This window comes from Mycobacterium adipatum, from assembly GCF_001644575.1.
GTDB classification, from domain to species: Bacteria; Actinomycetota; Actinomycetes; order Mycobacteriales; family Mycobacteriaceae; genus Mycobacterium; species Mycobacterium adipatum.
The window spans coordinates 4535986-4558952 of the sequence record NZ_CP015596.1 but is presented as its reverse complement, the minus strand read 5'-3'; the positions used below and the strand labels follow the sequence as shown (position 1 = coordinate 4558952).

The following is a 22967-nucleotide window of genomic DNA, read 5'->3' as shown; positions in this document are numbered from 1 at the left end:
TAGCGTAATAAGATCGGTAGGCCGAGGGCAGCAAGCGATCAGGCCTTCCCCTCAAGTAAGACGCCCGGCCCGCAGCGCCGCCCTCGCCAACGCGGCAGCTGCAGGACTGATCCAGTTGAGGTCGGCGAGCCGCCGCGGCCGATCGCAAACGTTGACCAGCACATCGTGCGCGGTCAGCCGGTACAGCACGTCTGACGGGACGGGTTCACCGTCCTCGCGACGCCAGCCCAGCTGGGTCAACGCTTCGGCGATGTCTTTGAACCGAACGCCGCTGTCCTCCGCGCCGCCGGCCTGTGCCAGGAACAACAGCGTGGCGTGGCATTCGAACGCTTCGCCGTCAGAGGGAATCAGTCGCGATGCGAGATGGCGCCACAACACCGCCGGATCGCGCTGGGCGGCGATGCCGGCCTTGGTCAGCACCAGCGAGCCTTTCAGCTTGCGCAGCAATCCCATCGCCTGCAAGGACTCCCGAAAGTTCAGCAGTGCAGGGCAATTGGCTTCACGGTTGTTCTTGCCCATCCACTCGGCCACCTGCGGCACCACTGCTGCTGCGGCGGTCACGTCAGAGGGTTTCAGATAGCCGGCCGATGTCAACGGGATGGCGTCCTTCGCCGCCCGGTCCAAGAACCATTGGTGTGCGGTCAGATTGGCTCGCAGGATGTCGTCGTCGACGATGGTGGGTGCCGAACTCAACTGGACAAGGCCCGCGACGAAGTTGACGAGCACGGGACCGTCCGGCAACCGGCTCAACAGGGCGATGAGCCGCGAATCCAGCCCGGCCAGCACTGCGGAGAAGAAGGGACCGTGCAGTGCCTCGTTGAGCCGCGCGAGGTCAAACAGTTCCGGATCAGGCAGCACCGTGGCGAGCTGCACGGCATCGGTGATCCCGCCGCAGTCCTCGGGCGGTGCGGCCCGTTCGCCGTCGATGACCACGGCGGCGGGGTAGCTGTCCATCGGAGTGAGTACCTGTTCGAGTTCCAGTGTCAGTTCCCAGAGATCGCCGTAGTCATAGACATAGCCCAGCCGGTCGCCGGGCTCACTCATCATCGCGCCCAACGACGTCTGGGACGCAGGTAGGCCACGATCCTCACCCTCGGCGATGTCCTCGTCGCAGAGGACCTTCAGGCTGCGGTCATCGAATGGTCCTCCACCCATGGCGAAGCGGTACAGATGCCGGTTCTCCCAGTCGAACGCGGCCTGCACCACCAGGTGCACCACGTCCAGCGGCAGATCCGCACGGAGATCGAGGCGCCGCCAGATCGGCGGGGTGGAGCCGTCCAGGTCCACCAGCACGCGGTAGGTATTGCTCTTGGCTTCCTTGCTTGTGATGGTGCTGCCCACGCGGGTCAGCCTACGAGGGAAGTGGCCGAAATGGTGACAACCCAACCCCGATATCGGAGGTAACCTCGACAGTTGACCTCAGGTAGTAAAGGGCCTGTCATGACAGAGATTGCAGAGTCGGCCATCGTTGATTTCGAAATCTATGTGCTGATGACCATGAAGTTGCGGATGTCGATGTCTCAGATCACCGAACATCTACACGCGAAGTTGTCGGAGCACGGACTTTCTGTCGAAGATCGGGAGCGGGCGCGCGACCGCGTCGCATCCTCACTTGGAGACGAGGCTTCGCTACTTCCGGAACTTGAAGGTGCTACTCACCGGGACAGACAGCGACGCTACGTCGCTGGAATTTGCCAGTGCTTTATGGCCGGACTTCGACTTCAAAGCGGTGGCGGCCGAAAGCGGTTCGACCCAGTCAATGAACTACCGGCGAATGCGCGGACAGGTCCCGCAAGTGGAGTCTCCGAAAGAGTTTGGTCCATGGGAAGTGGGTGTCAACGACTTCGCCCGACGCTTTGGCCCGCTGACCCCCGGCCCCCTGCGTCCACTCAATGACCAGTACTTGGCGAACTATCAAGAGTATGGGTTCAGTTGGAACGGCCGCGGTTACGGAGCAGGCTTCAGCTGGGGGCTCTTCATGTTCGCCGCCCAAGACTGGGACTGAGCAGACGGTTGAATAGCAGTGTCTGGCTCCAGGCCGGACTCGCCATAGGCATTGTCGGCTCGATCGCCCTTGGCTTTATCCATAACGTGCGCATTGAACGCCGAGTCTATTGGTCGACCTGGTTGTTAAGCCCCGGCGTAATGACATTCGGAGTAGTGCATCGAGGCTGGGGGACAGCACTTGTCGTCTATGCACTGGTGGCGGCATTGGGAGTACTGCTCGCCTACTTCAGAACGTCCTATCTCAAAATCGGCGGGCGAATCTACTCCTACGCGATCGCCCGCACCCGACCCGATCCGCCGCAGGACGGCAGTCCCGCGCCCCCTGTGGTCCCACCGCCTGACGCGTACCGCGGGCAGGTCACCGCGACAGCGCATTGGTGTCTCTTGACGGTCTTCAGCGTGGTCACGGGAACCAGCGCGCTGATGTTCGGCATGGGGCCTGAAACGCTCGGGGCCGGCACACTCACCGTCGCGATGTTGGCCATCACCGGGTACATCGACTCCTACGACGGATTCCCGATCGCCCGCCGCCGGTGGGTGCAGCTGGCGCTGATCGTCATCAGCTCGATTCCGGTCTTCCTGCTTCCGCCGATCGCGTACCTGGTCGGCTACTACCTCGACGGACCCCGACGTCGCTCCTGACGGTCCGGAGGCTCTGCGCCGGAACTTGTCGGTGCCCTCTGTCATTCTGTCCGGCTCGCTTGAGCACGAAGCGAATCGACGGAGGACACCATGACCACACACCCCGGTTGGTACCCGGATCCGGCCGGCCAGCCCGGCCAGCGCTATCACGACGGTCACCGCTGGACACAGCACTTCTCGCCGACCCCGCCACCGGCGCCGCCGGCACAGGCCGTGGCGGTCGCGGTATCGAACGGCGGCGGCACCAGTCACGGTCTGCACCTGGTGCTGACGGTGTTCACCTGCGGCCTGTGGTTGCCGATTTGGGCCCTGGCCGCAATCTTCGGCGGCGGCGGATCGTCATCGGTTGCGGTCGCCGGCAACGGTGCGACGGTACGCACCGCGAACTGGCGGCCGCTGATCGCGCTCGCGGTCTTCGGTGGCTTCTTTCTAATGGGTCTGATCGCCCAACACCCCTGGCTGCTCGCCGTTCTCGCGGTGATCGGGGCGCTGTCCGGCGGCGGGTTCTGGGCGCTGAAGGCGGCCCAACGGCGCGAGGAAGAGCGGCGCCGCGAGCAGTTCCAGCGCGACATGCTCGCACAGCGCGCCGAGCACGAGGACAAGCTCTACCTCCGGGGTGATCCGCGTGGAGTGCACGGCCAGTACCTCCCGCCGGACTGCGGGTAGATGGCTCCGCTACCGCGAGCTCGACCCAGACCGGTCGACCTCGCCTTCGCTCGCCCGCGCCCACCGGAGACAATCGCAATAGCAGTCGCCGCAGTAGATTTCGGTTACCGCTACGCCGCCATCGGAGAGTTGCAGTCCTGGACAGGGTTCATCGCCGCGCCCAGCAAAGAAGCCGCTCTGCTGGAGGCCATCACCCGCATCCGTGCCGAACACGGAAGACACCTACGGATGCGGTTCCTGGTCAACCTGAAAGGCAGCAGCCCGCTGTGGCGAGAGGCCCACCAGATCCATTGGTGGGTCGAGCGTCCCGACACCGCGGAACAACCATTAGTGGACGCCGCAGTAGCGCTGGTGCGACAGGCCCCGCCCACACCCGCGGTGTCCCTGCCGGTGGATCGGGAACCGATGACGGTCGCCGCCGACGGCTCCGTGCGCGGCAAGAATGCCGGCTTCGCGTGGCTGTCCTGCACCGGGCACTACGGCATGGCTGGATATCGCTCATCGCTCAACACGGTGGGAACGCAACCGGTACTCGTCGCCGAACTGCTCGCGATCGGTGACGCGGTGCGTGAACTGACGCGTCGGTGGCTGTCGATTGTGTCCGACAGCCAGGACGCCGTCGCGATGGTGGACCGCTGGAAGCGCGGGGAGGCGGTGATGCCGGGCGAGTACCCGGCTGACGGTCCGCTGCACGTCGCGCGACGACAGATCCGCGCCGACCGACAGCGGATCGACGTGCGCTGGGCCCCCGGCCATTGCGGGGAGCCGCTGAACGAGGGCGCCGACGCCCTGGCCCGGCTGGCGTCACGGCATCAGCGCGGTGACCAGGACTTGCACTTTGACGAATACCGTCGCCGGGCCGCTGGGATTGCCGAGGGCTTCGCCTCGGAGTTTCGCCGGATCGGCGATGAGTCGGGGCGGGCGGTTGGGTGACTCCTAGGCGCGACGCCGGTGTGGGCCTTTGGCGACATCGAAGGCTATCCACGGCCGACCCGGTCGAAGAAGGTGCGCTTGCTGATGAATGGCGCAGAATTGAGGGAGAATCCGCCTATGGGTGTACACATTTCGAACGTCCGGACGGAGCAACTTGTCCGAGAACTGGCGAGACGCACCGGGCTCAGCCAGTCCGCCGCGGTGGAGATGGCGGTCGCGGCCAAACTTGCTGAGCTCGAGGCGACTCAGCGCCGAAGCGCACGGCGCGCTGAGGTCAGCATGCTGTTGTCCGAATTGGACATGTCGCTGGCAGAGCGAAAATACGTCGATCAGCAGGATCTCTACGACGACCAGGGGCTGCCGGTGTGACAATATGACACCGGACGTACAAGCAGTGTTCGACGTACTTTCCGATTCCTCGAATGCCGTTGATCCAAAGTGCTTTCCGGCAGATCTACAGCTGGCTCAGCGGCCGGGCATGTATGCGTGGTGGGGCGATGCCGAAGCGTGCACGGTCCTTGGAGCCGAACTCGGCGTAGAACTTCCGTCCTTGCTCTACGTCGGCCAGGCCGGCGCGACCAAATGGCCCTCCGGCAAGCGATCGACTGCCACGCTCGCCACCCGAATCGGCCGCCAACACATCCGTGGGAACGCCCGATCGTCTACATTTCGTCGCACGATCTCCGCGCTCTTGCTGGACCAATTGCAGCTCGTGCCAGCAGGCGGCGGACGACTGGACAGTCCGAGCAACGCGGTCGTCTCACAGTGGATAGCCGAGCACCTCACAGTCGGCATCGTCGCGGTCGACGACAGGGATGCCCTCGGCCGCGTTGAACAGGCTCTGTTGGATCAGCTGGATCCGCCACTGAACCTGGACCACTGCCCGTCATCTGCGGCCCGCGCCCGTCTGACCGCACTCCGAGCCCGGATCTCGCGCTGAATTGTCGCTCCGAGGTGGGCATACGCTTGCCCATTCTCCGCGCGGCGACGCCACAAACGGCTGTGTCCGACGACCCGATCCACCCACCGAAACCCGCTGACCCGAATAAACCCAAACCTCCCGGGTAACCTCAACCCCAATGGACGACGGATCAGGGAGACAACCATGAGCCTCGTACTGGGCCTATCAGTGACATCGAAGGACATCCACGGCGAGCTGGTCGACGGCGACACCGGCGAGGGCCACCCGATCGACCGCGCCATCGTGGACGCCGACCACATCGAAGACTTTCTGGCCGAACTCCCGGCCGACGCCGACCTGCGCGCCGTCGGCATCACCTGGTCACACGACGCCGAAACCGAGGCCGTCAAGGTCCGTGAAGCCCTCGACGCCTACGCCGGCGGCGCACCCATCGTCGCCGTCCGCGATGTCGAGGCCACCGCGGCCCTGGCCCGCGGTATCGCCGACATCGCCGGACACGATTTCGCCGTCATCTGCGTCGTCGAACCCGATGGCGCCGTCGTCGCCACCGTCGAAGGCTTCGAGATCCACGTGGAGCACATCGACCACGCCGACACCGCCACCCTCAACGACCGGGTCCGCGCCATCGTGCGCGCCGCCCGCCCCAGCCCCGACGCCGTCTACATCCTGGGCTCGCAGGACCCCGACGACCTCGTCGCTGCCGTCGCCGAGGAAACCGACCGCCCCGTCATCACCGCCACCCAGGCCGACTTCGCGCTCACCCGCGGCGCGGCCCTGGCCTCCGCGCTGGCCGCCAACACGCCCGAAACCCGCGAAACCAAGAAGCGCATCACCCGCGACGGCGCGCTGGCCATCGCGCTGGGCTCCGCGGCGGTCGTCTTTGTCGTGTCGCTGTCGGTCGCGCTGACCGCCCCGGAGGCACCCGAACCACCGCCCCGCCCGGTGGCCGCCGCGGAGACCGCACCGCCGCCGGTAGCGCCGCTCAGCCCGGTACCGCCCCGCGCGTCCCGGGAGATGGCCAGGACCCTCAACATCGCCCCGGCCGCCCCTGCGCCGCCACCACCGCAAGCTGCCGCTCCCGCACCACCGGCGGCTGCACCCGCGCCACCGCCACCCCCGGCCGCGGCCCCCGCACCGCTGCAACCGTCGGTGCCCTCGGTGCAGGAGCCGCGGCTGCGCGACCGCATCCTGGACCGCATCCCGATCATCGGCCGCTTCAACTGAGCTACCTGCTCGCTCTGACGCGCCACGCACATCCCGCTACGTTGTAAGCCGTGAGTGTCACCCCGGCAGACCTGACCGGCACCGAGCGCGCTGTGCTGCTGGTCCTGATGGCCGAATCCGGCCCGGTGCCCAACCCCGACCTGATCGCGCTGGGCCCCCGCCTGGAGAAGGCCGGCCGCGACAAGCTCAACCGCCTCGGCCTGATCGAATCCGACCGCACCGGTGGCCGTTTCGTGCACGAGCTCACCGACCGCGGCTGGCGTGTGTGCCGCGACATCCTGAGCGCCGGTCCGCCGGCGGGTGCCACCGGACCGGCGAAAACCCTGGCCACGATCCTGCACGGGTTCGAGCGCTACCTGCGGCGCGCCGATCTGAGCCTGGCCGACGTGTTCTGGCCCGACACGCCGAGCGGCCCCGCTGACCGGATCCGGGCGGCCTACTCCGCCCTGGCCGCCCGCCCCGGCGCCTGGGTCGCGCTCACGACACTGCGCACGCAGCTCGATGACCTGCCCCGCACCGACATCGACGACGCCCTCGGCGAGCTCTACCGCGCCGGCGCCATCAGCCTCATCCCCGAGGAAAACCAGAAGGTCCTCACCCCGGCAGACCGCGCCGCCGCGCTGGAAGTCGGCAATCAGGCCAAGCATCTGATTAGCATCGAGAGCTGATGCAGGATGCACATCGCGACGCGCTCGCCGCGCTTCGCCTCACCTGGGCGCCCACCAGTGACGATCTGTGGCGCCCGCAGGCCACCCACGTGGACGGCCTCAACGAGCGCGCCATCGAGGACGTCATGGACGCGTTCGGCGACGCGCTGCGCGACCCCGACACCGCCCCGCTGGGCGTCGCGATCCGCGGGCAGGCCGGCTCGGGCAAGACCCACCTGCTCGGCCAGATCCGCCAACGCGTGCAGACCGGCGGCGGATTCTTCTTCGTCGTCGAACTGCTGGATGCCGCCAGCTTCTGGGAATCGGTGCGCAGCGGCGTCCTGGAAAGCCTCGGGCGCCCCGGCGAGAACCGCGAAACCCAGCTCAAGGACCTGCTCTGGGAGCTGTCCTCCATCGCGCACGTCTCCCGGGCCGACCGCCGCGCCATCATCGGCGATGAGGACCTCGAACCCGAGGTGCTCGACGACTTCGTCAACACCCTGGCCAAGGCGCGCCGCGACGTCCGCGACTGCCACCAGACCCTGCGTGCGCTGGTGTTGTTGGCCGCCAACGACCTTGGCGCCCGCGATATCGGCGACGCCTACCTGCAGGCCAGCGAGGAGGTCGGCGCCGAGGACCGCCAGGCCTGGCGGCTGCGCGGCACCAGCCCGTCCGCGCAGCAGTGCGTGCGCGATATCGCCCGGCTCACCGCGCTGGCCGGTCCCGCGGTGCTCGCGCTCGACCAGATCGACACCCTGCTCGCGCAGACCTCCACGCGCACCGACGAGGCCGGACCCGACGCCGACGGTGTGCTCGAACAGGTCGCGCACGGCCTGATGTCGCTGCGGCAGTCCATGCGGCGCACCGTCGCGGTGGTGGCGTGCCTGCCCTCGGCGTGGGAACGCATCCGCGATCACGCCACCGCCAGCGTGTCCGACCGGTTCCGGGTCACCGCGCCGCTCGCGCCGCTGCCCAGCGCCGATATCGGCCGCGCCATCCTGGAACGCCGCTTCGCCGCCAGCTACGCCTCGGTCGGCTTCACCCCGCCGTACCCGAGCTGGCCGATCCTGCCCGCGGCCTTCGACGGGGCCGCCGGGCACACCCCGCGCCAGCTGCTGATCCGCGCCGACAAACACGTCCGCGACTGCCTGCTGCGCCGCGAGGTCATCGAGATCCACCGCTTCGGGGCGGTGCCCAAACCGTCGGATCCCCAGCCGGACAACGATATCGACACCTCGCCGATCGACCGGCGCTTCGCGGAGTACCGCAGCCGCGCCGTCACCGCCGCCGCCCTGGACCAGGACGGCGAGGACACCGCGGTACCGGCGCTGCTGAACGCCGCCCTGACGGCCTGGATCGTCGAACACGGCGATGACCAGTCCTACAAGTGCGACCCGCCACCCGGCTCGCATGTGGTGTTGCACGCCCGGCTGCGTCAGACCATCGATTCGGCCACCGACGACGAACGGCACTGGGCTTTTCGCGCGGTCGGCGCCACCAACGCCGTCGCCGCCCAGAACCGCATCAAGAAGGCCTACAGCGCAACGGGTCTCGGGTCCGGATCGGACCGGCGCGGACTGTTCCTGCTGCGCAACGACCCGTGGCCGAGCGGCCCGAAGACCCAGAGTCTGATCGATGACGTCAAGGCGGCCGGTGGGCGCACTTTGACGTTGTCGGACAACGACATCCGCACCATGGCCGCGCTGCGCGACCTGATCGCGGAGGACGTGCACGGCCTGACCGACTGGCTGCGCGAACGCCGGCCCGCGCACGGCATCACGCTGCTGCAGGAGGCCCTGGACTTCGAGGCGCCCGCCGCCGTGGAGGTCACCGAGCCGGTACCGGAACCCGAAGCCGAACCGCTGCCGGAAACCACGGTGTCCGACACCCAGATCCCACTCGGCATCGACCTGCACACCGACGAGACGGTGGCGATCGATCTGGCCATGCTGCGCAAGCACATTGCCATCTTCGCCGGCTCCGGGTCGGGCAAGACGGTGTTGATCCGCCGCCTCGTCGAGGAGTGCGCGCTGCGTGGGGTGTCCTCGATCGTGCTGGACCCCAACAACGACCTGGCGCGCCTCGGTACCGCGTGGCCGGAGCTGCCCAACGGCTGGCGGCCCTCCGACGATGCCCGCGCCCAGGATTACCTGCAGAACACCGAGGTCGTCATCTGGACCCCGCGGCGCGCCAACGGCCGCCCGCTGGCGTTCCAGCCGCTGCCCGATTTCCCGAGTGTCGTCGATGACTGCGACGAGTACCAGGATGCCGTCGAATCGGCCTGCGCCGCACTGGAACCGCGCGCGCTGATCGCCGGGCAGACGCAGAAGGCCAACCGGTCCCGCGCGGTGCTGCGGGAAGCGTTGCAGCAGTACGGCCGTCAACCGGCGCCGACGCTGGACGGGTTCATCGACATGCTCGCCGACCTGCCCGACGACGTCAGCAACCTGGCCGACGGCCGCCGCATCGCCGCGGACATGGCCCAGGACCTGCGCGCCGCGATGGTCAACGACCCGATGTTCGGCGGCGCCGGCCAGCCCGTCGACCCCGGTGTGCTGCTCACCCCGACCGACGGCAAGCGGGCCCGGGTGTCGGTGATCAGCATGATCGGTCTGCAATCCGACGAACAGCGCCAGGGCTTCGTCAACCAGCTGCAGATGGCGCTGTTCGCCTGGATCAAACGCAACCCGGCGGGGGAGCGCCCCCTGGGCGGGCTGCTCGTGATGGACGAGGCGCAGACCCTGGCGCCGTCGCGCGGCACCACCGCCAGCACCCGCAGCACGCTGGCGCTGGCCTCCCAGGCCCGCAAGTACGGGCTGGGCCTGGTGTTCGCCACCCAGTCCCCGAAGGGTCTGCACAACCAGATCCCCGGCAATGCGACCACCCAGTTCTACGGGCTGCTGAACTCACCGGTGCAGATCGGCACCGCCGAGGAAATGGCCAGGGCAAAGGGCGGATTGGTGCCCGATATCAGCCGCCTGCGGGCCGGCAACTTCTACGTCGCCACCGAGGGCGAGGCGTTCCACCGCATCGTCGCACCGTGGTGCCTGTCCTATCACGCGGCCAGCCCGCCGTCGGCCGAGGACGTGCTGGCGTTGGCGCAGGCGGAGACACCGCAGCCCGCAACGTAGTAGTACTGACACCATGCCGACCATCACCGCCGTGCACGGCGACATCACCCGGCAGAACGTGGACGCCATCGTCAACGCCGCCAACAGCGCCATGCGCGGCGGCGGAGGCGTCGACGGCGCCATCCACCGCGCCGGCGGCCCCGATGTGCTGCAGGACTGCATCAGACGCTTCCCCGACGGCCTGGCCACCGGCGACGCCGGCTGGACCACCGCCGGAAATCTGCCCGCCCGCTGGGTGGTGCACACCGTCGGACCCAACTACAACGCAGGTCAGCGCGACCGCGCCCTGCTGGAATCCTGCTATCGGCGGTCGCTGCAGGTCGCCGACGAACTCGGTGCCGCCGCAATCGCTTTCCCGCTGATCAGCGCCGGAATCTACGGCTGGCCCAAGGACGATGCCATCGCCACGGCCATCGACACGATCGCCGGCGCGGAGACCAACGTGGCCGCTGTGACAATTGTCGCCTTCGACATCACGACCTTCGAGGCAATGCGCGCGAACCTGGGTTGACCAGATTGACCCGCCCCGCATTATGGGTACCGTCCAAAGCATGGATGTGTACAACGTTGCTTTCGAATGGACCGACACCAACAAGCACTGGCTGGTGGAAGTGCCCATCAGAGTCGCCGCGTACCTGATCATCGCGCTGATCGCCCGCTACCTGATCCACCGGGCCATCGACCGTGCCACCACCGGCCGCAACCCCAAGATCATCGCCGAGGCCCAGCCCGACGCCGGCGAAACGTCGTCGAAAAAGCCACCGCTGCTGCGCAATCTGCGGGAGCGCGCCGGCTCGGCGAACTCCGCCAAGGTGGTCGCGCGGCGTCAGCAGCGCGCACAGACCATCGGCTCGGTACTGAAATCGACCGTCTCCATCGTGCTTTTGGTCTGGGTGGTGCTGACCATTCTGAACGTGCTCGGGGTGAACATCGCGCCGTTCATCGCCTCGGCCGGCGTGGTCGGCCTGGCCATCGGCTTCGGTGCGCAGAACCTGGTGCGTGACTTCGTGACCGGGGTGTTCATGCTGCTGGAAGACCAGTACGGGGTGGGCGACACCGTCGACCTCGGTGAGGCCACCGGTGAGGTCGAATCCGTCGGCCTGCGCATCACCACCGTGCGCGATATCGACGGCACCCTCTGGTACGTCCGCAACGGCGAGATCGCCCGGGTCGGCAACATGAGCCAGGACTACGCCGTCGCCCGCATCGAAGTGCCGGTCGCGCTGAAGGCGGACCTGCACGAAGCCGAGAACGTGGCACTCGAGGCCGCCCGGGAGGCGATCAAGGACGAGGCCATCGCCGCCAAGGTGATCGGTGAGCCGCAGATGCTGGGCGTGCAGACCATGTCCTCGGACCAGGTGACGCTGCGGCTCACGCTGAAGACGAAGCCCAACGCCCAGTGGTCGGTGCAGCGCCGGTTGCGCCGCGAGATCCTGCGCGCCTACGACGAGAACGGCATCGAGCTGCCCTACCCGCAGCTGCGGGCCTCCGCCGGGGTGGAGTAGGCCGTCAGCCCTCCGCCGCGGCCACCAGCGACCGGAGTTTGATGTCCGGGTTGTCGCGCTGGAAGCCCTGCAGCCGCCACGGCGTGGAGAACAGCACCAGCATCACGCCGTCGCTGCGGGTCAGCACCTCCGCGGAGACCTGCTTGTTCATGAACTCGGCGTCCTCGGGATCGACGATGCGCGCCACCTGATACGGCAGCGACTCCAAGGCGATCGGGGAGCCGATCTCGGTGGCCATCCGGTGCTGGGCCACCTCGAACTGCATGGGTCCGACGGCGGCGAACACCGGGGCCTGCTCGCCGCGGCGGTCCGAGCGCAGCACCTGCACCACGCCCTCCTGGTCGAGCTGCTCGATACCCTTGCGGAACTGCTTGTGCTTGCTGGGATCGGTGCCGCGCGCCACCGAGAAGTACTCCGGGGAGAAGCTCGGGATCGGCGGATAGACCACGGGCACATCGCGATACAGCGTGTCCCCGGGGCGCAGCACCGCGGCGTTGGCCAGGCCGATCACGTCCCCGGGCCAGGCGTCGTCCAGGGTGGAACGCTGCTGGCCGAACACCGACTGTGCGTACTTGGTGACGAACGGCTTGCCGGTGCCGGCGTGGGTCAACACGTCGCCGCGCTCGAACGTGCCCGAGCAGACCCGGGCGTAGGCGATCCGGTCCCGGTGCGAGGAGTCCATTCCGGCCTGCACCTTGAACACGAATGCGCTGAACGGCGACTCGACCGGCCGGGGCACCCCGTTGACGTCGACGATGGGCCCGGGCGAGGGCGCCAGCTCCACCAGCACGTCGAGCAGCTGGTTGACGCCGAAGTTCAGCGCCGCGGAGGTGAACAGCACCGGGGACGACTCGCCGGTGCGGAAGGTGTCCGGATCGAAGTCGGAGCCGTCCATCGACAGCAGCTCGGACTCCTCGACGGCGGTCTCCCAGTCGGTGCCTGCGGCGTCGGCGGCCGCATCGGCGGGGATGTGCTCCTCGGGGGCGGCGGTGGCGCCACCGGCGGTGCGGGTGAACCGGATGTAGTGGCCCTTGCGGCGGTCCATCACGCCCTTGAAGTCCCCGGCGATGCCGACCGGCCAGGTCAGGGGAGTGGTGCGCAGCCCGATGCGCTCGTGGATCTCGTCCATCAGCTCCAGGGCGTGGCGGCCGGGGCGGTCCCACTTGTTGATCACCGTGATGATCGGGATACCGCGGTGCTTACACACCTGGAACAGCTTCAGCGTCTGCGGCTCAAGGCCTTTGGCGGCGTCGATGAGCATCACCGCGGCGTCGACGGCGGTCAGCACCCGGTACGTGTCCTCGGAGAAGTCGGCGTGGCCGGGGGTGTCGAGCAGGTTGATGACACAGTCGCGGTACGGGAACTGCAGCGCGGTCGAGGTGATCGAGATACCGCGGGCCTTCTCCATCTCCATCCAGTCCGACACCGTGGAGCGCCGGCCGGCCTTACCGTGGATGGCGCCCGCCTCGGTGATGACCCGCGCGTGCAGAGCCAGCGCCTCGGTCAGCGTCGACTTGCCGGCGTCGGGGTGGCTGATCACGGCGAACGTGCGGCGCCGGGCGGCCTCGGCGGTGACGCGGGCGGCGGACTTGGTGTCGGTGGTGGTCAGGGTGTTGTCGCTCATCTCGTCTCCGATGATATTTGCCCAGGTGGCGAAACCGATAATCGCCATACACCGATCCGCGCCGTGCACCCTGCCGCCTGCCTGCGGCGGCGTCAATTCCTTCAAGATCACCCCAGCGGCCCAGCTCTTTGTCACGATGGCCCGGTGCGGAAAAAGGGGTGGTTGATCTTCGCGGGTCTGTTGGCTGTGGTACTAGTGGGCGCCGTCGCCGCGGGACCGTGGGCCTACAAGACGTTCGTGGAACGTCCGCCCGAACCCGTGCTGGCGCTGCCGTCCGGGGCCCAGCCCGCCGCCACCGACGTCAACGGTTCCTGGACGGTGCAACCCGGGTCGCTGGTCGGCTACCGCGTGCAGCAGCAGCTGCTGTGGGAGATGGTGGACGTCAACGGTCGCACCGACGCCGTCACCGGCGGTGCCGAAATCCGGGAATCACGTTTGGTGTCGGCGGATTTCACCGTCGACGTCGGCACGTTCGACTCCGGCAGGCCCGGGCGGGACGAGCGGTTCCGCGGCACCGATGTGATGGACAGCGCGTCGTTCCCGACGGCGACGGTCCGGATGAACACGCCGGTCGACCTGGCCGCGATCCCCGAGGACGGCGCCGCGGCGCGGCTCGAAGTGCCGGTCCACCTGACGCTCAAGGGCGTGACCCGGCGGGAGACCGCGCAGATCGAGGTCCAGCGCACCGCCGAGCGGGTCGACGTGGCCGGGACCATCCCGATCAGGTTCTTCGACTTCAACGTGGACCCGCCGAAGCCGCCCGCGTCGCTGCTCGCGGTTCAGCCGGTCGCCACCATCGAATTCCTGGTGCACCTGGCCAAGGGTTGACTCAGCGGCGCAACCGGGCCCACACCCGCTGCAGCAGCCCGTCCGAGGCCACCGGCGGCTGCCGGCGCACATAGGGCCAGGGATTGTTGCGCTCCGGCACCGCGGCCGCCCGCACCTGTTTGAGCTGCCCGCGCAGCGCTGCCCGCAACTCGTGCAGCGCGGGGTCGTCCCAGCGGTTGACGGCCTCGGCGGGATCGCCGGTCAGATCGTAGAGCTCCCACTGGTCGTCGAGGAGATCGCTGCGATACCGCTGGGTGCCGCGGCCGGTGTAGGCCAGCTGCCGCACCCCGGGCTCGGTCCACGTCCCCGGGTCGTCGAAGGTCCGCACCAGCTTCCACAGCCGGCCGTCCGCGCGGGCCACCATGCCTTCGAAGTTGCCGGCGACATTGGCGGGTACCCGGATCCGCAGCGGGGCAGGCGGATTCACGTCACGGCCCAACTGACGCGCCAGCCCGGACGCCCCGGTGTCACCTTCGAGCACATTGTCGCGGGTCAACAGGTACACCGCGCGGTCCTCGTCGGCCGGCCCGCCGTCGACGACGGGCATCAGGTCGTGGCCGGGCAGCGGGTGCACCTCGCTGAACTCGGCGGCCAGCTCCGCAGCGACCGCGGGCACGTCGACGCCGGCGGCGCCGAGCAGTGTCGGCACCAGGTCCACGTGTGAGGTGGGGGCGGTGACCGTGCGCGCCGCCGTGGCGTTCGCGCCGATGCGGGCGATGACGAACGGCACCCGGGTCGCCTCGTCGTACAGGTTGAACCACTTCTGATGCAGCCCGCCGTGCGCACCGAGCAACTCCCCGTGATCGGAGGTGCGCACCAGCACCGCCTCGGTGGAGCCCTCGGTGACGGCGCGGCGCACCCGGTCCAGCGGGCCGTCGACCTCGGCGTGCAGCCGGTAGTAGAGATCGCGGTACTGCTGCGCCTTGCGGCGGTAGGTGCGGGCGACGCCCGCGGACGGTCCGTACCCGGAGTAGTACGCGTCGCGGAACGCGGCCTGCGCCGCCGGCTTGCCGCGCAGATCCTCGTCCGCGGTGGGCGCGGGCGGCACGTGCGGGGGATCCGACGGCGCGGCCTTGAGCGGGCTGCGCCGCGACCACGCCGGAAACAGCACTATGTCATGGGGATTGACGAAACTCGCGACCAGCAGAAACGGTTTCAGGGCCGCCGCGTCGCCGGCGCGCCGGCGCGCGTAGCGGTCCTTCAGCCAGGCCACGATCCGGTCGGCGAACAGCGGATCGCGCCGAAAGCCGCTGTTGGCCAGGGCCGCTCCGTGCGGCTCCGGTCCCACCCAGCCGGAGAACCCGTAGGGACGCAGCGGATCGGCGTCGAGATAGGCCGCGACGGCGGCCTGGTCGACGACCCCTTTGCGGTCGTTGGTGGCCAGGATCTTGCCGGTCGCCGGGTCTTGTAGGTCGGCATGCGAGATATGCCACTTGCCGTCGTAGTGGGTGTCGTAACCGGCCGCGCGGAACCAGTTCCCGAGCGTGGGCACCTCACCGGGGCGCAGCCAGCGCAGCCGCGAATCGTCGTAACGCTTGCCCAGTCCGTCGGTTTGGGTGACACCGTGCAGATCCGGGTAGTGCCCGGTGAACAGCGTCGGCCGGCTGGGCACACAGGCCAGCGACCCGGTGTAATGCCGCGCGAAGCTGACACCGTTCTCCTCGAACCAGCGCCGTCCGGACAGCGTGCGCTGCCGCCAGGCCAGCACCTCGGGTGACTCGTAGGGCGGCACCGCGCGTTCCTCGTCGGTCATCAGGATGACGATGTCGGGTTGACTCACCCGTCAAATTCAACACCAGATTGTTGGGATCGGTAGCGAATGCGCCCGGCTGTACTTGCGCCATGACGACGCCACCGCGGCGGCGCACCCGAAAGGAACAACACATGAACGTGATCCCCGCCCAGCTCCAGACCCTGACCAAGCGCGTCGAGAAGACCCCGGCCCTGATCATCGCGCTCTTCAGCGGCCTGACCGCGCTGTGGTCGGTGTACCGGCTGCTGTGGCTGGTCTACGCCGGTTTTGCGCTGTCGAGCTACGGGCTGTCCCCGATCTCGCTGATCATCTCCTTCGTGGTGTGGATCGTCGTCGCGGTGGCCGCCGGCCTGGCCGCGTTCGCCTTCTGGACCCGCTACAGCACCGCCGAGGAGAAGCCCGAGCAGTAAGCCCACGTCAGCACCGGCGGCGGGGAACTCCGGTTTCCCGCCGCCGGTCTTTTGGCAGACTGGGCAGATGCCGACGCAGCCGCCCGAACCGCCGCGCGACCCGGCGACCCGGCGGATACCGAGACCACCTCGGCCCGAGCCCCCGACCCAGCGCCTCCCGCGCCCGGAGCCGCCCACCCAGAAGATCCGGGTCCCCGACCCGGTCACCCAGCAGATCCGCACACCGCCACCGCCGCAGCCACCACCCCCGCCGCCGCTGGCGGCGCCCGGCATGTCGCCCCCGCCGCCCCCGGCCGCACGCACCAAGCCACGCAACAAGCAGAGCATCGCGTTGATCGCCGTCATCGTGGTGGCGGTGCTGGTCGGCGGGCTCGCCGCCGCGGAGCTCTACGCCAGGCACCGGGCCGGTACCGTGCTCTCCGGTATCACCGACTGCCTGGTCGAGGACACCGCCGAGGTCTCCTACTCGGTGACACCGCCGTTCCTGTGGCAGTACCTGACCGACCACTACTCCGATATCTCGGTCATCACCACCGGGGACCGGGTGGAGGAAGCCAAGGGCATGACCGCCGATGTCACGCTCAGCGATATCGACCTGCGGCCCACCGCCGATGCCAAGGGCACCATCGGGTCGGTGAGCGCCACCCTGGACTGGACCGCCGACGGCATCAAGCAGACCGTCGCCGAGAACCTGCCGGTCGTCGGCGACCTGGTCACCGGCGTGCGCACCGATGCGGCGGCCGGGACTCTCATCCTCGACGCCACCGGCGGCACCACCATCACCGCGCGCCCCGAGGTCGATGCCGGCAACCTGCAGCTCAACGTTGTCGACGTCACCGGCCCGTTCGGCAGGGACGCCGTGCAGACCGCGCTCAACGAGCTGACCACCACCCTCAACGACAACTATCCGCTCGGGATCAAGGCCGACAGCGTCGCGGTGACGAGCACCGGTGTGACCGGGAAGTTCTCGTCCACCGATGCGGCGATCCCGACCGGGGAGAGCGACTCCTGTTTCGAGGCGCTCTAAAGCGACCACCCGCAACCGATGACGACCACCGGTGCGTGCGTGGGCATCCGGTCACGAGGTTCTGATGATTTCATCAGAAATGAGGCACACTGTTCGGGTGTCCGAAGGCAGCCGCACGACCCGGCGTAAACAGCGCACCCGCGCCGCGCTCATCGCCGCCGCGCAGTCGTTCATCGCCGCGGGCAGGCTCAACGCGCCGATCCTGGAGATCACCCAGACCGCCGATGTCGGCATGGGGTCTTTCTACAACCACTTCGACTCCCGCGAGCAGCTGTTCGAGGTCGCGGTCACCGAGGTGCTCGACCGGCACGGCGACATCCTGGACGCCTGCACCGCGGACCTGGACGACCCCGCCGAGATCTTCGCGGCTAGCTTCCGGATGACCGGCCGGCTGTTCCGGGCCCGGCCGCAAGAGAGCAAGGTGCTGCTGGCCAACGGCATGACGCTGCTGACATCCGATCGTGGGCTGGCGCCGCGGGCGCTGCGTGACATCCGTGCCGGGCTGGCGGCGGGCCGGTTCCGCGTCGAGGACCCCGAGCTGGCGCTGGCGGTGGCCGGCGGTGCGCTGCTCGGATTGGGCAATCTGCTTGCCGCCCAACCCGATCGCGACGATGCCCACTCCTCGGATGCGGTGACCATGGATGTGCTGCGGCTATTCGGCATGTCCGAGGACGATGCCCGCGAGGTCTGTTCGCGGCCGCTGCCGAATCTCAGCGCGGGCCAGCCGGCCGCTTCCTAGTCCGTGACCACACCGCCGTGCGCGTCCGGTCGATGATTCGCCCCCGACCATGTTCGGGAAGCACGTCGATCACCAGCCAGCCCAGGTCACGCAACAGGTCCGCCGCGGCCACCGCCTGATAGGGAAAGCGCTGCGCGCCAGGATCATGACAGTTCACTCCCACTTTGTGGGCGGGCCACCCCATCGCGACCACCGTCTCTCTGAAGCCGTCGGTGACGCGAATCTGGGTATGTGTCGGGCGCATCCCGCCGTCCGTCAGGATCAGGCGCACGCGGGTTTCCTCCGCGTTCAACGCACCGCCGTCGATATCCATGATGGTTGCCCTCGCGGCGGCGATCCCACGGGCCCGCGGGTATCTACCGGCCAGCCGCCGGATGTCGTCCTCGCAGACCTGGGTGGCCGCAATGAGTTGGTCGATCAGTTCGACGGCGTCCGCCCGGTCCAGGCGCCGGGCCAGGTCCAGGGCGGTGCGAGCCGGGCTCGTGACGGGCAGATTCTGTCGGATGGTGATCTCTTCGACGGCAATCCGCTCATTGCGCACGATCACGCCGGGCGGGTGCTTGCTCTTGAGTGCGATCACCTCGATCGGCTCGGCGGTCACGGCACCTGGAGTGAGGTACAGGCCGGCGGCGGCTCGGCCCGCGATGACGCCGGACCGCCCGCACCACAGCCAGGCGGCCTGAGCGCGGACCTCCAGGTCGAGCGGAGTCCCGTTGGGGACGTAGATGTTCGGCAGGATCGCCGTGTATCGCGATCGCAGCACACCGCGGCTCACGGCTCGATACGCGATGGCCTCGCTGCCCACGAATGCAATCATGGGGCCATCGTGATCGGGGGGACCGACAGAACAACTCCCTAGGGACGAGATCGACGTGAGGGCTGTGGATCGACGGGAATCCGCCCGGATTCACCGCCATGGGTTCGATCTCGCGCCTAGGGAACCCCACGGGTGTCTCCACCCGCGCGCGGCGGTAGTGAACACTTTGGGAAATCTGCCTAGTCCGTCGGTGTCGTCGTGTTACACACAACGAAACAGACGCCGGCCAAGGGAGTGCCTCGTGTTCGATCTGCTCATCACCGGCGGCACCGTCGTCGACGGCACCGGTGCGGACCGGTTCACCGCCGACGTCGCCATCAAGGACGGCAAGATCGTCGAGGTCCGCAGGCGCGGTGCCAATGATCCGACCCTGCAGGCCGATGCCGCCGAGACCATCGATGCCACCGGCAAGATCGTCGCGCCCGGCTTCGTCGACATCCACACCCACTACGACGGCCAGGTGAGCTGGGACGACCTGCTGGAACCGTCGAGCAGCCACGGCGTCACCACCATCGTCGCCGGAAACTGCGGAGTCGGTTTCGCGCCGGTACGCCCCGGGCGGGAACAGTGGCTCATCGAACTGATGGAGGGGGTCGAGGACATCCCGGGCACCGCGCTCACCGAGGGCATCACCTGGGGCTGGGAGACCTACGCCGAATACCTCGATGTCATCGGCCGCCGCGAACTCGCCGTCGACATGGGCAGCCAGATCGCGCACGGCACCGTGCGCGCGTACGCCATGGGGGAGCGCGGCGCCCGCAACGAGCCCGCCACCGGAGATGACATCGCTGCGATGAGCCGGATCGTTCAGGAGGCCATCGAGGCCGGCGCACTGGGCTTCTCGTCATCACGCACCCTGGCCCACCGCGCCATGGACGGCGAACCCGTCCCCGGCACGTTCGCCGCCGAGGATGAACTGTTCGCGCTCGGCCGGGCCACCGCGGCCGGCGGCGGTGCGGTGTTCGAACTCGCCCCCCAAGGTGCCGCCGGCGAGGACATCGTCGCGCCCCGAAAGGAATTGGAGTGGATGCGCCGGCTCGGCGAGGAGATCGACTGCGCGCTGAGTTTCGCCCTCATCCAGGTCGACGCCGACCCCAACCTGTGGCGCGAACAGCTCGACCTGTCGGCGGCCGCGCACCAGGCCGGTAGCCGGCTCTACCCGCAGGTCGCGGCACGCCCGTTCGGCATGCTGCTCGGCTTCCCGGGCCACCACGCCTTCACCCACCGGCCCACCTACCGCAAGCTCAAGGCCGCACTCAGCCGCGAGGAGCTGGCGGCGAAGCTCGCCGAACCCGCTGTGCGCGCGGCGATCCTGTCCGAAGAGGACCTGCCCGTCGACCCCAACGTGCTCTTCGACGGGATGTTCGCGCTGGCGCAGTACTCGGGTGACCGGCTCTACTCGCTGGGCAACCCGCCGGACTACGAGCCCACCGCCGAGCGCACGGTGTCCGCGATCGCCAAGGCACGCGGCGAGGATGTGCTGACCACCATGTACGACCTCATGCTGGAGGCCGACGCCGCCACCATGCTGATGCTGCCGATGTTCAACTACGCCGAGGGCAATCACGACGCGATCCGCGAGATGCTGACCCACCCCGCCGGTGTGCTCGGCCTGTCCGACGGCGGCGCGCACTGCAGCATGATCTGCGACGCCTCCTACCCGACGTTCCTGCTCACCCATTGGGCGCGCGACCGGCACCGCGGCGATAAGCTGCCGCTGGAGTACGTGATTCGCAAACAGTCCCGCGACACCGCGCAACTGTTCGGGCTGACCGACCGCGGCGTGATCGAGATCGGAAAGAAGGCCGATGTCAACGTGATCGACCTCGACGCGCTGACCCTGCACGCTCCGCGGATGGCCTATGACCTGCCCGCCGGCGGGCATCGCCTGGTCCAGGGCGCCTCCGGCTACACCGCCACCATCGTCAACGGTGTCATCACCCGTCGCGACGGGGTGGACACCGGTGCCCGACCGGGCCGGCTGGTCCGGGGGAGCCGCTGATGCGGCCGCTGGCGATCGCCCTTGCGGCCCTGGCCGTTGCGAGCGCACCGATCGCGCGGGCTGATGTCCTCAGCCCGCTGCACCCACTGGTCGATGCCGCCGCGCAACGGCTGTTGACCGCGGAACCGGTGGCGGCCAGCAAGTACCTGACGGGCGGGCAGATCGAGGACCCACAGCGCGAAGCCCAGGTCCTCGACACCGTGGCGGCCGCGGCCCAGGCCCAGGGCGCCGACCCGGCCTACGTCCGCGACGTGTTCCGCGACCAGATCGACGCGACGGTGTCGTTGCAGTACAGCCTGTTCGGTGATTGGAAGGTCGACCCGGCCGCTGCGCCGGTAAGCGCCCCGGACCTGGCGTCGACGCGGGCCACGATCGACGGCCTCAACCAGACCATGGTCGCCGAGATCGCCCATCAGTGGCCGGAGCTGCAGGCACCGACCTGCCGCGCCGAGTTGGACGCCACCATCGACGAGGTGGCTGTGAACCGGGAGCTGGACCCGCGATATCGGCGCGCGCTCGAGTACGCCACCCACGACTACTGCCGCTAAGCTACAGCACATCCTTGATGTCGTTCTTCAGCGACTCGGCCGCCGTCCCGAACACCGCTTGGACGTTGTTGCCGACCTCGATGACACCGGCCGCCCCCAGGCTCTTGAGCCTGGCCTGATCCACCTTCGACGGGTCGGCGACCTCCATACGCAGCCGGGTGATGCAGGCATCGACATTGACCAGGTTGTCCCGGCCGCCGAACGCGGCGATCACCTGCTCGGCGCGGCTGTCCTCGGGCGTGACGGCGGTGGTGGACGGGCCGCCCGCACCCAGGTTGGCGGCCTCTTCGGCCTCGAACTCCGCCTCGGGTTCGCGGCCCGGGGTGCGCATGTTCCACCGCGTGATCGCGAACCGGAACAGCAGGTAGTAGACGACGAAGAAGACCACGCCCATCCCGATCAGCAGCGGGATGTTCTTGGCCGCCGGTGCGGTGCCGTACAGCAGCAGATCGATCAGGCCTGCCGAGAACGAGAAACCGAGATGGATGTCCAGCAGGTAGGCGATGGCCAGCGACAGTCCGGTGAGCACCGCGTGGATGACATAGAGCGGGAACGCCACGAACATGAACGCGAACTCCAGCGGTTCGGTCACGCCGGTGAGGAATGCCGTCAGCGCCGCCGCGGACAAGATACCGACCGCGACCTTGCGCTGCTTCTTGTTGGCCACGTGGATCATGGCCAGCGCCGCGGCGGGCAGACCGAACATCAGGATCGGGTAGAACCCGGCGGTCAGGTGTCCGCCGGTGGGATCACCCGCGGCGAACCGGGTCAGCTCACCGGTGACGACTCCCTCGGGGGTGTCGTAGTCACCGTAGAGGAACCAGATATACGAGTTCGGGATGTGGTGCAGGCCCACCGGTATCAGCATGCGGTTGGCGAACCCATAGACGAACGCCCCGAACGCGCCGGCGCCGCCGATGAACTGGCCCAGGCTGGTCAGTCCGGCGTCGAAGATCGGGTAGAAGTAGCTCATCGCGAACGAGACGAACAGGCTGGTCAGCGACACCACGATCGGAACGAACCGGCGACCGCCGAAAAAGCCGAGATAGGAGGGCAGTTCGATAGTGTGGTACTTGTCGAACAGCCACGCGGTGAGCAGGCCGATCACGATGCCGCCGAAGACGCTGTAGTTGATCTGCGCCTGCTCGCCGGCCTTGTCGAGCACCCCGTCGAGCACGAACGGCGACATCGTCTGGAACACCTTGTCCATCACCAGGTAGCCGACGACGGCGGCCAGCGCGGTGGAACCATCGGCCTTCTTCGCGAAGCCGATCGCCACACCGACGGCGAACAGCAGCGCGAGATTGTCGAAGAGCGCCCCACCGGCGGCGCTCATCGCCTGGAAGAACGGCCCGATGACGGGAGCGTCGATGCGGCCCAGCAGGTCGGGCTGGCCCAGCCGCAACAGGATTCCCGCCGCCGGCAGCACCGCGATCGGCAGCATGAGGCTCTTGCCGAGCCGCTGCAACTGCGCGAACCCCGGAACTCGGCGACTGCTTTGAGATTTCGTCGACCCACCCATGCGGGCGAGCTTAAACGAGA

Annotated in this window: 22 protein-coding genes; 17 read left to right on the top strand and 5 right to left on the bottom strand. The window is 68.3% G+C overall.

Annotated elements, in window-relative coordinates:
- Positions 1-51: 51 nt before the first annotated feature.
- Positions 52-1341 carry a plasmid pRiA4b ORF-3 family protein gene (locus tag A7U43_RS21655; RefSeq protein ID WP_067999275.1) on the bottom strand — a complete coding sequence of 430 codons (1290 nt, stop codon included), beginning with the start codon at positions 1339-1341 and terminating at the stop codon, positions 52-54.
- Between the two features lie 301 nt (positions 1342-1642).
- Between A7U43_RS21655 and A7U43_RS21650 the strand changes: the two genes are divergently transcribed.
- The 11 genes from A7U43_RS21650 to A7U43_RS21605 all read left to right on the top strand — a co-directional run bounded on the left by A7U43_RS21650 (position 1643) and on the right by A7U43_RS21605 (position 11677).
- Positions 1643-2005 (top strand): hypothetical protein, encoded by a 363-nt coding sequence (locus tag A7U43_RS21650; RefSeq protein ID WP_156525985.1) that lies wholly within the window; start codon positions 1643-1645, stop codon positions 2003-2005.
- Positions 2006-2145: 140 nt separating this feature from the next.
- Entirely contained in the window at positions 2146-2649 is a 504-nt protein-coding gene (locus A7U43_RS21645) for a hypothetical protein (RefSeq protein WP_156525984.1), read from the top strand.
- 90 nt (positions 2650-2739) lie between these two features.
- The gene (locus A7U43_RS21640) at positions 2740-3315 is read left to right on the top strand and encodes a DUF2510 domain-containing protein (protein WP_067999271.1); all 576 of its coding nucleotides are present in this window, start codon (positions 2740-2742) and stop codon (positions 3313-3315) included.
- 129 nt (positions 3316-3444) lie between these two features.
- A complete protein-coding gene (locus A7U43_RS21635) occupies positions 3445-4248 on the top strand; it encodes an RNase H family protein (RefSeq protein WP_197499886.1) in 804 nt (267 codons plus the stop codon).
- Between the two features lie 84 nt (positions 4249-4332).
- Positions 4333-4617 (top strand): type II toxin-antitoxin system VapB family antitoxin, encoded by a 285-nt coding sequence (locus A7U43_RS21630; protein WP_231963373.1) that lies wholly within the window; start codon positions 4333-4335, stop codon positions 4615-4617.
- Between the two features lie 4 nt (positions 4618-4621).
- Positions 4622-5188: a GIY-YIG nuclease family protein gene (locus A7U43_RS29805; RefSeq protein WP_156525983.1), complete on the top strand. Its 567-nt coding sequence runs from the start codon at positions 4622-4624 to the stop codon at positions 5186-5188.
- A gap of 165 nt (positions 5189-5353) precedes the next feature.
- On the top strand, positions 5354-6394 hold the full coding sequence (locus A7U43_RS21625; RefSeq protein WP_067999267.1) for a DUF7159 family protein: 1041 nt from the start codon (positions 5354-5356) through the stop codon (positions 6392-6394).
- A gap of 50 nt (positions 6395-6444) precedes the next feature.
- Positions 6445-7062, top strand: coding sequence for a hypothetical protein (locus A7U43_RS21620; protein ID WP_067999265.1), 618 nt, complete (start codon positions 6445-6447; stop codon positions 7060-7062).
- The gene (locus A7U43_RS21615; protein WP_067999263.1) at positions 7062-10172 is read left to right on the top strand and encodes a helicase HerA domain-containing protein; all 3111 of its coding nucleotides are present in this window, start codon (positions 7062-7064) and stop codon (positions 10170-10172) included. The genes A7U43_RS21620 and A7U43_RS21615 overlap by 1 nt, the downstream gene beginning before the upstream one ends.
- 13 nt (positions 10173-10185) lie before the next feature.
- Positions 10186-10683 (top strand): O-acetyl-ADP-ribose deacetylase, encoded by a 498-nt coding sequence (locus A7U43_RS21610; RefSeq protein ID WP_067999261.1) that lies wholly within the window; start codon positions 10186-10188, stop codon positions 10681-10683.
- Positions 10684-10723: 40 nt separating this feature from the next.
- Positions 10724-11677 carry a mechanosensitive ion channel family protein gene (locus A7U43_RS21605; protein WP_067999259.1) on the top strand — a complete coding sequence of 318 codons (954 nt, stop codon included), beginning with the start codon at positions 10724-10726 and terminating at the stop codon, positions 11675-11677.
- Positions 11678-11681: 4 nt separating this feature from the next.
- On the opposite strand, the gene A7U43_RS21600 is transcribed toward A7U43_RS21605, so the two are convergent.
- Positions 11682-13301, bottom strand: a complete 1620-nt coding sequence (locus tag A7U43_RS21600) for a peptide chain release factor 3 (protein ID WP_068003360.1) — start codon at positions 13299-13301, stop codon at positions 11682-11684.
- 144 nt (positions 13302-13445) lie between these two features.
- Here A7U43_RS21600 and A7U43_RS21595 point away from each other — a divergent pair, with 144 nt between their 5' ends.
- Positions 13446-14129 carry a YceI family protein gene (locus A7U43_RS21595; protein WP_067999257.1) on the top strand — a complete coding sequence of 228 codons (684 nt, stop codon included), beginning with the start codon at positions 13446-13448 and terminating at the stop codon, positions 14127-14129.
- A 1-nt stretch (position 14130) separates the two neighbouring features.
- Here the strand turns inward: A7U43_RS21595 and A7U43_RS21590 are convergent, their stop codons facing one another.
- A complete protein-coding gene (locus tag A7U43_RS21590) occupies positions 14131-15882 on the bottom strand; it encodes a sulfatase-like hydrolase/transferase (RefSeq protein WP_068003356.1) in 1752 nt (583 codons plus the stop codon).
- A gap of 131 nt (positions 15883-16013) precedes the next feature.
- On the opposite strand from A7U43_RS21590, the gene A7U43_RS21585 reads away from it, so the two are divergent.
- From A7U43_RS21585 to A7U43_RS21575, 3 genes are all read left to right on the top strand, one after another.
- Positions 16014-16292 (top strand): hypothetical protein, encoded by a 279-nt coding sequence (locus tag A7U43_RS21585; RefSeq protein ID WP_067999255.1) that lies wholly within the window; start codon positions 16014-16016, stop codon positions 16290-16292.
- Positions 16293-16359: 67 nt separating this feature from the next.
- Positions 16360-17319, top strand: coding sequence for an LmeA family phospholipid-binding protein (locus A7U43_RS21580; protein ID WP_067999253.1), 960 nt, complete (start codon positions 16360-16362; stop codon positions 17317-17319).
- A gap of 79 nt (positions 17320-17398) precedes the next feature.
- On the top strand, positions 17399-18058 hold the full coding sequence (locus A7U43_RS21575; protein WP_156525981.1) for a TetR/AcrR family transcriptional regulator: 660 nt from the start codon (positions 17399-17401) through the stop codon (positions 18056-18058).
- Here A7U43_RS21575 and A7U43_RS21570 read toward each other — a convergent pair.
- On the bottom strand, positions 18030-18875 hold the full coding sequence (locus A7U43_RS21570) for a hypothetical protein (RefSeq protein WP_067999252.1): 846 nt from the start codon (positions 18873-18875) through the stop codon (positions 18030-18032). The two genes, A7U43_RS21575 and A7U43_RS21570, sit on opposite strands and share 29 nt — an antisense overlap.
- A 241-nt stretch (positions 18876-19116) precedes the next feature.
- Here A7U43_RS21570 and A7U43_RS21565 point away from each other — a divergent pair, with 241 nt between their 5' ends.
- The gene (locus tag A7U43_RS21565) at positions 19117-20877 is read left to right on the top strand and encodes an N-acyl-D-amino-acid deacylase family protein (protein WP_067999250.1); all 1761 of its coding nucleotides are present in this window, start codon (positions 19117-19119) and stop codon (positions 20875-20877) included.
- Positions 20877-21425, top strand: a complete 549-nt coding sequence (locus A7U43_RS21560) for a chorismate mutase (RefSeq protein ID WP_067999247.1) — start codon at positions 20877-20879, stop codon at positions 21423-21425. The genes A7U43_RS21565 and A7U43_RS21560 overlap by 1 nt, the downstream gene beginning before the upstream one ends.
- Position 21426: 1 nt before the next feature.
- On the opposite strand, the gene A7U43_RS21555 is transcribed toward A7U43_RS21560, so the two are convergent.
- The gene (locus A7U43_RS21555) at positions 21427-22947 is read right to left on the bottom strand and encodes a PTS transporter subunit EIIC (protein WP_067999246.1); all 1521 of its coding nucleotides are present in this window, start codon (positions 22945-22947) and stop codon (positions 21427-21429) included.
- Between the last annotated feature and the right edge of the window lie 20 nt (positions 22948-22967).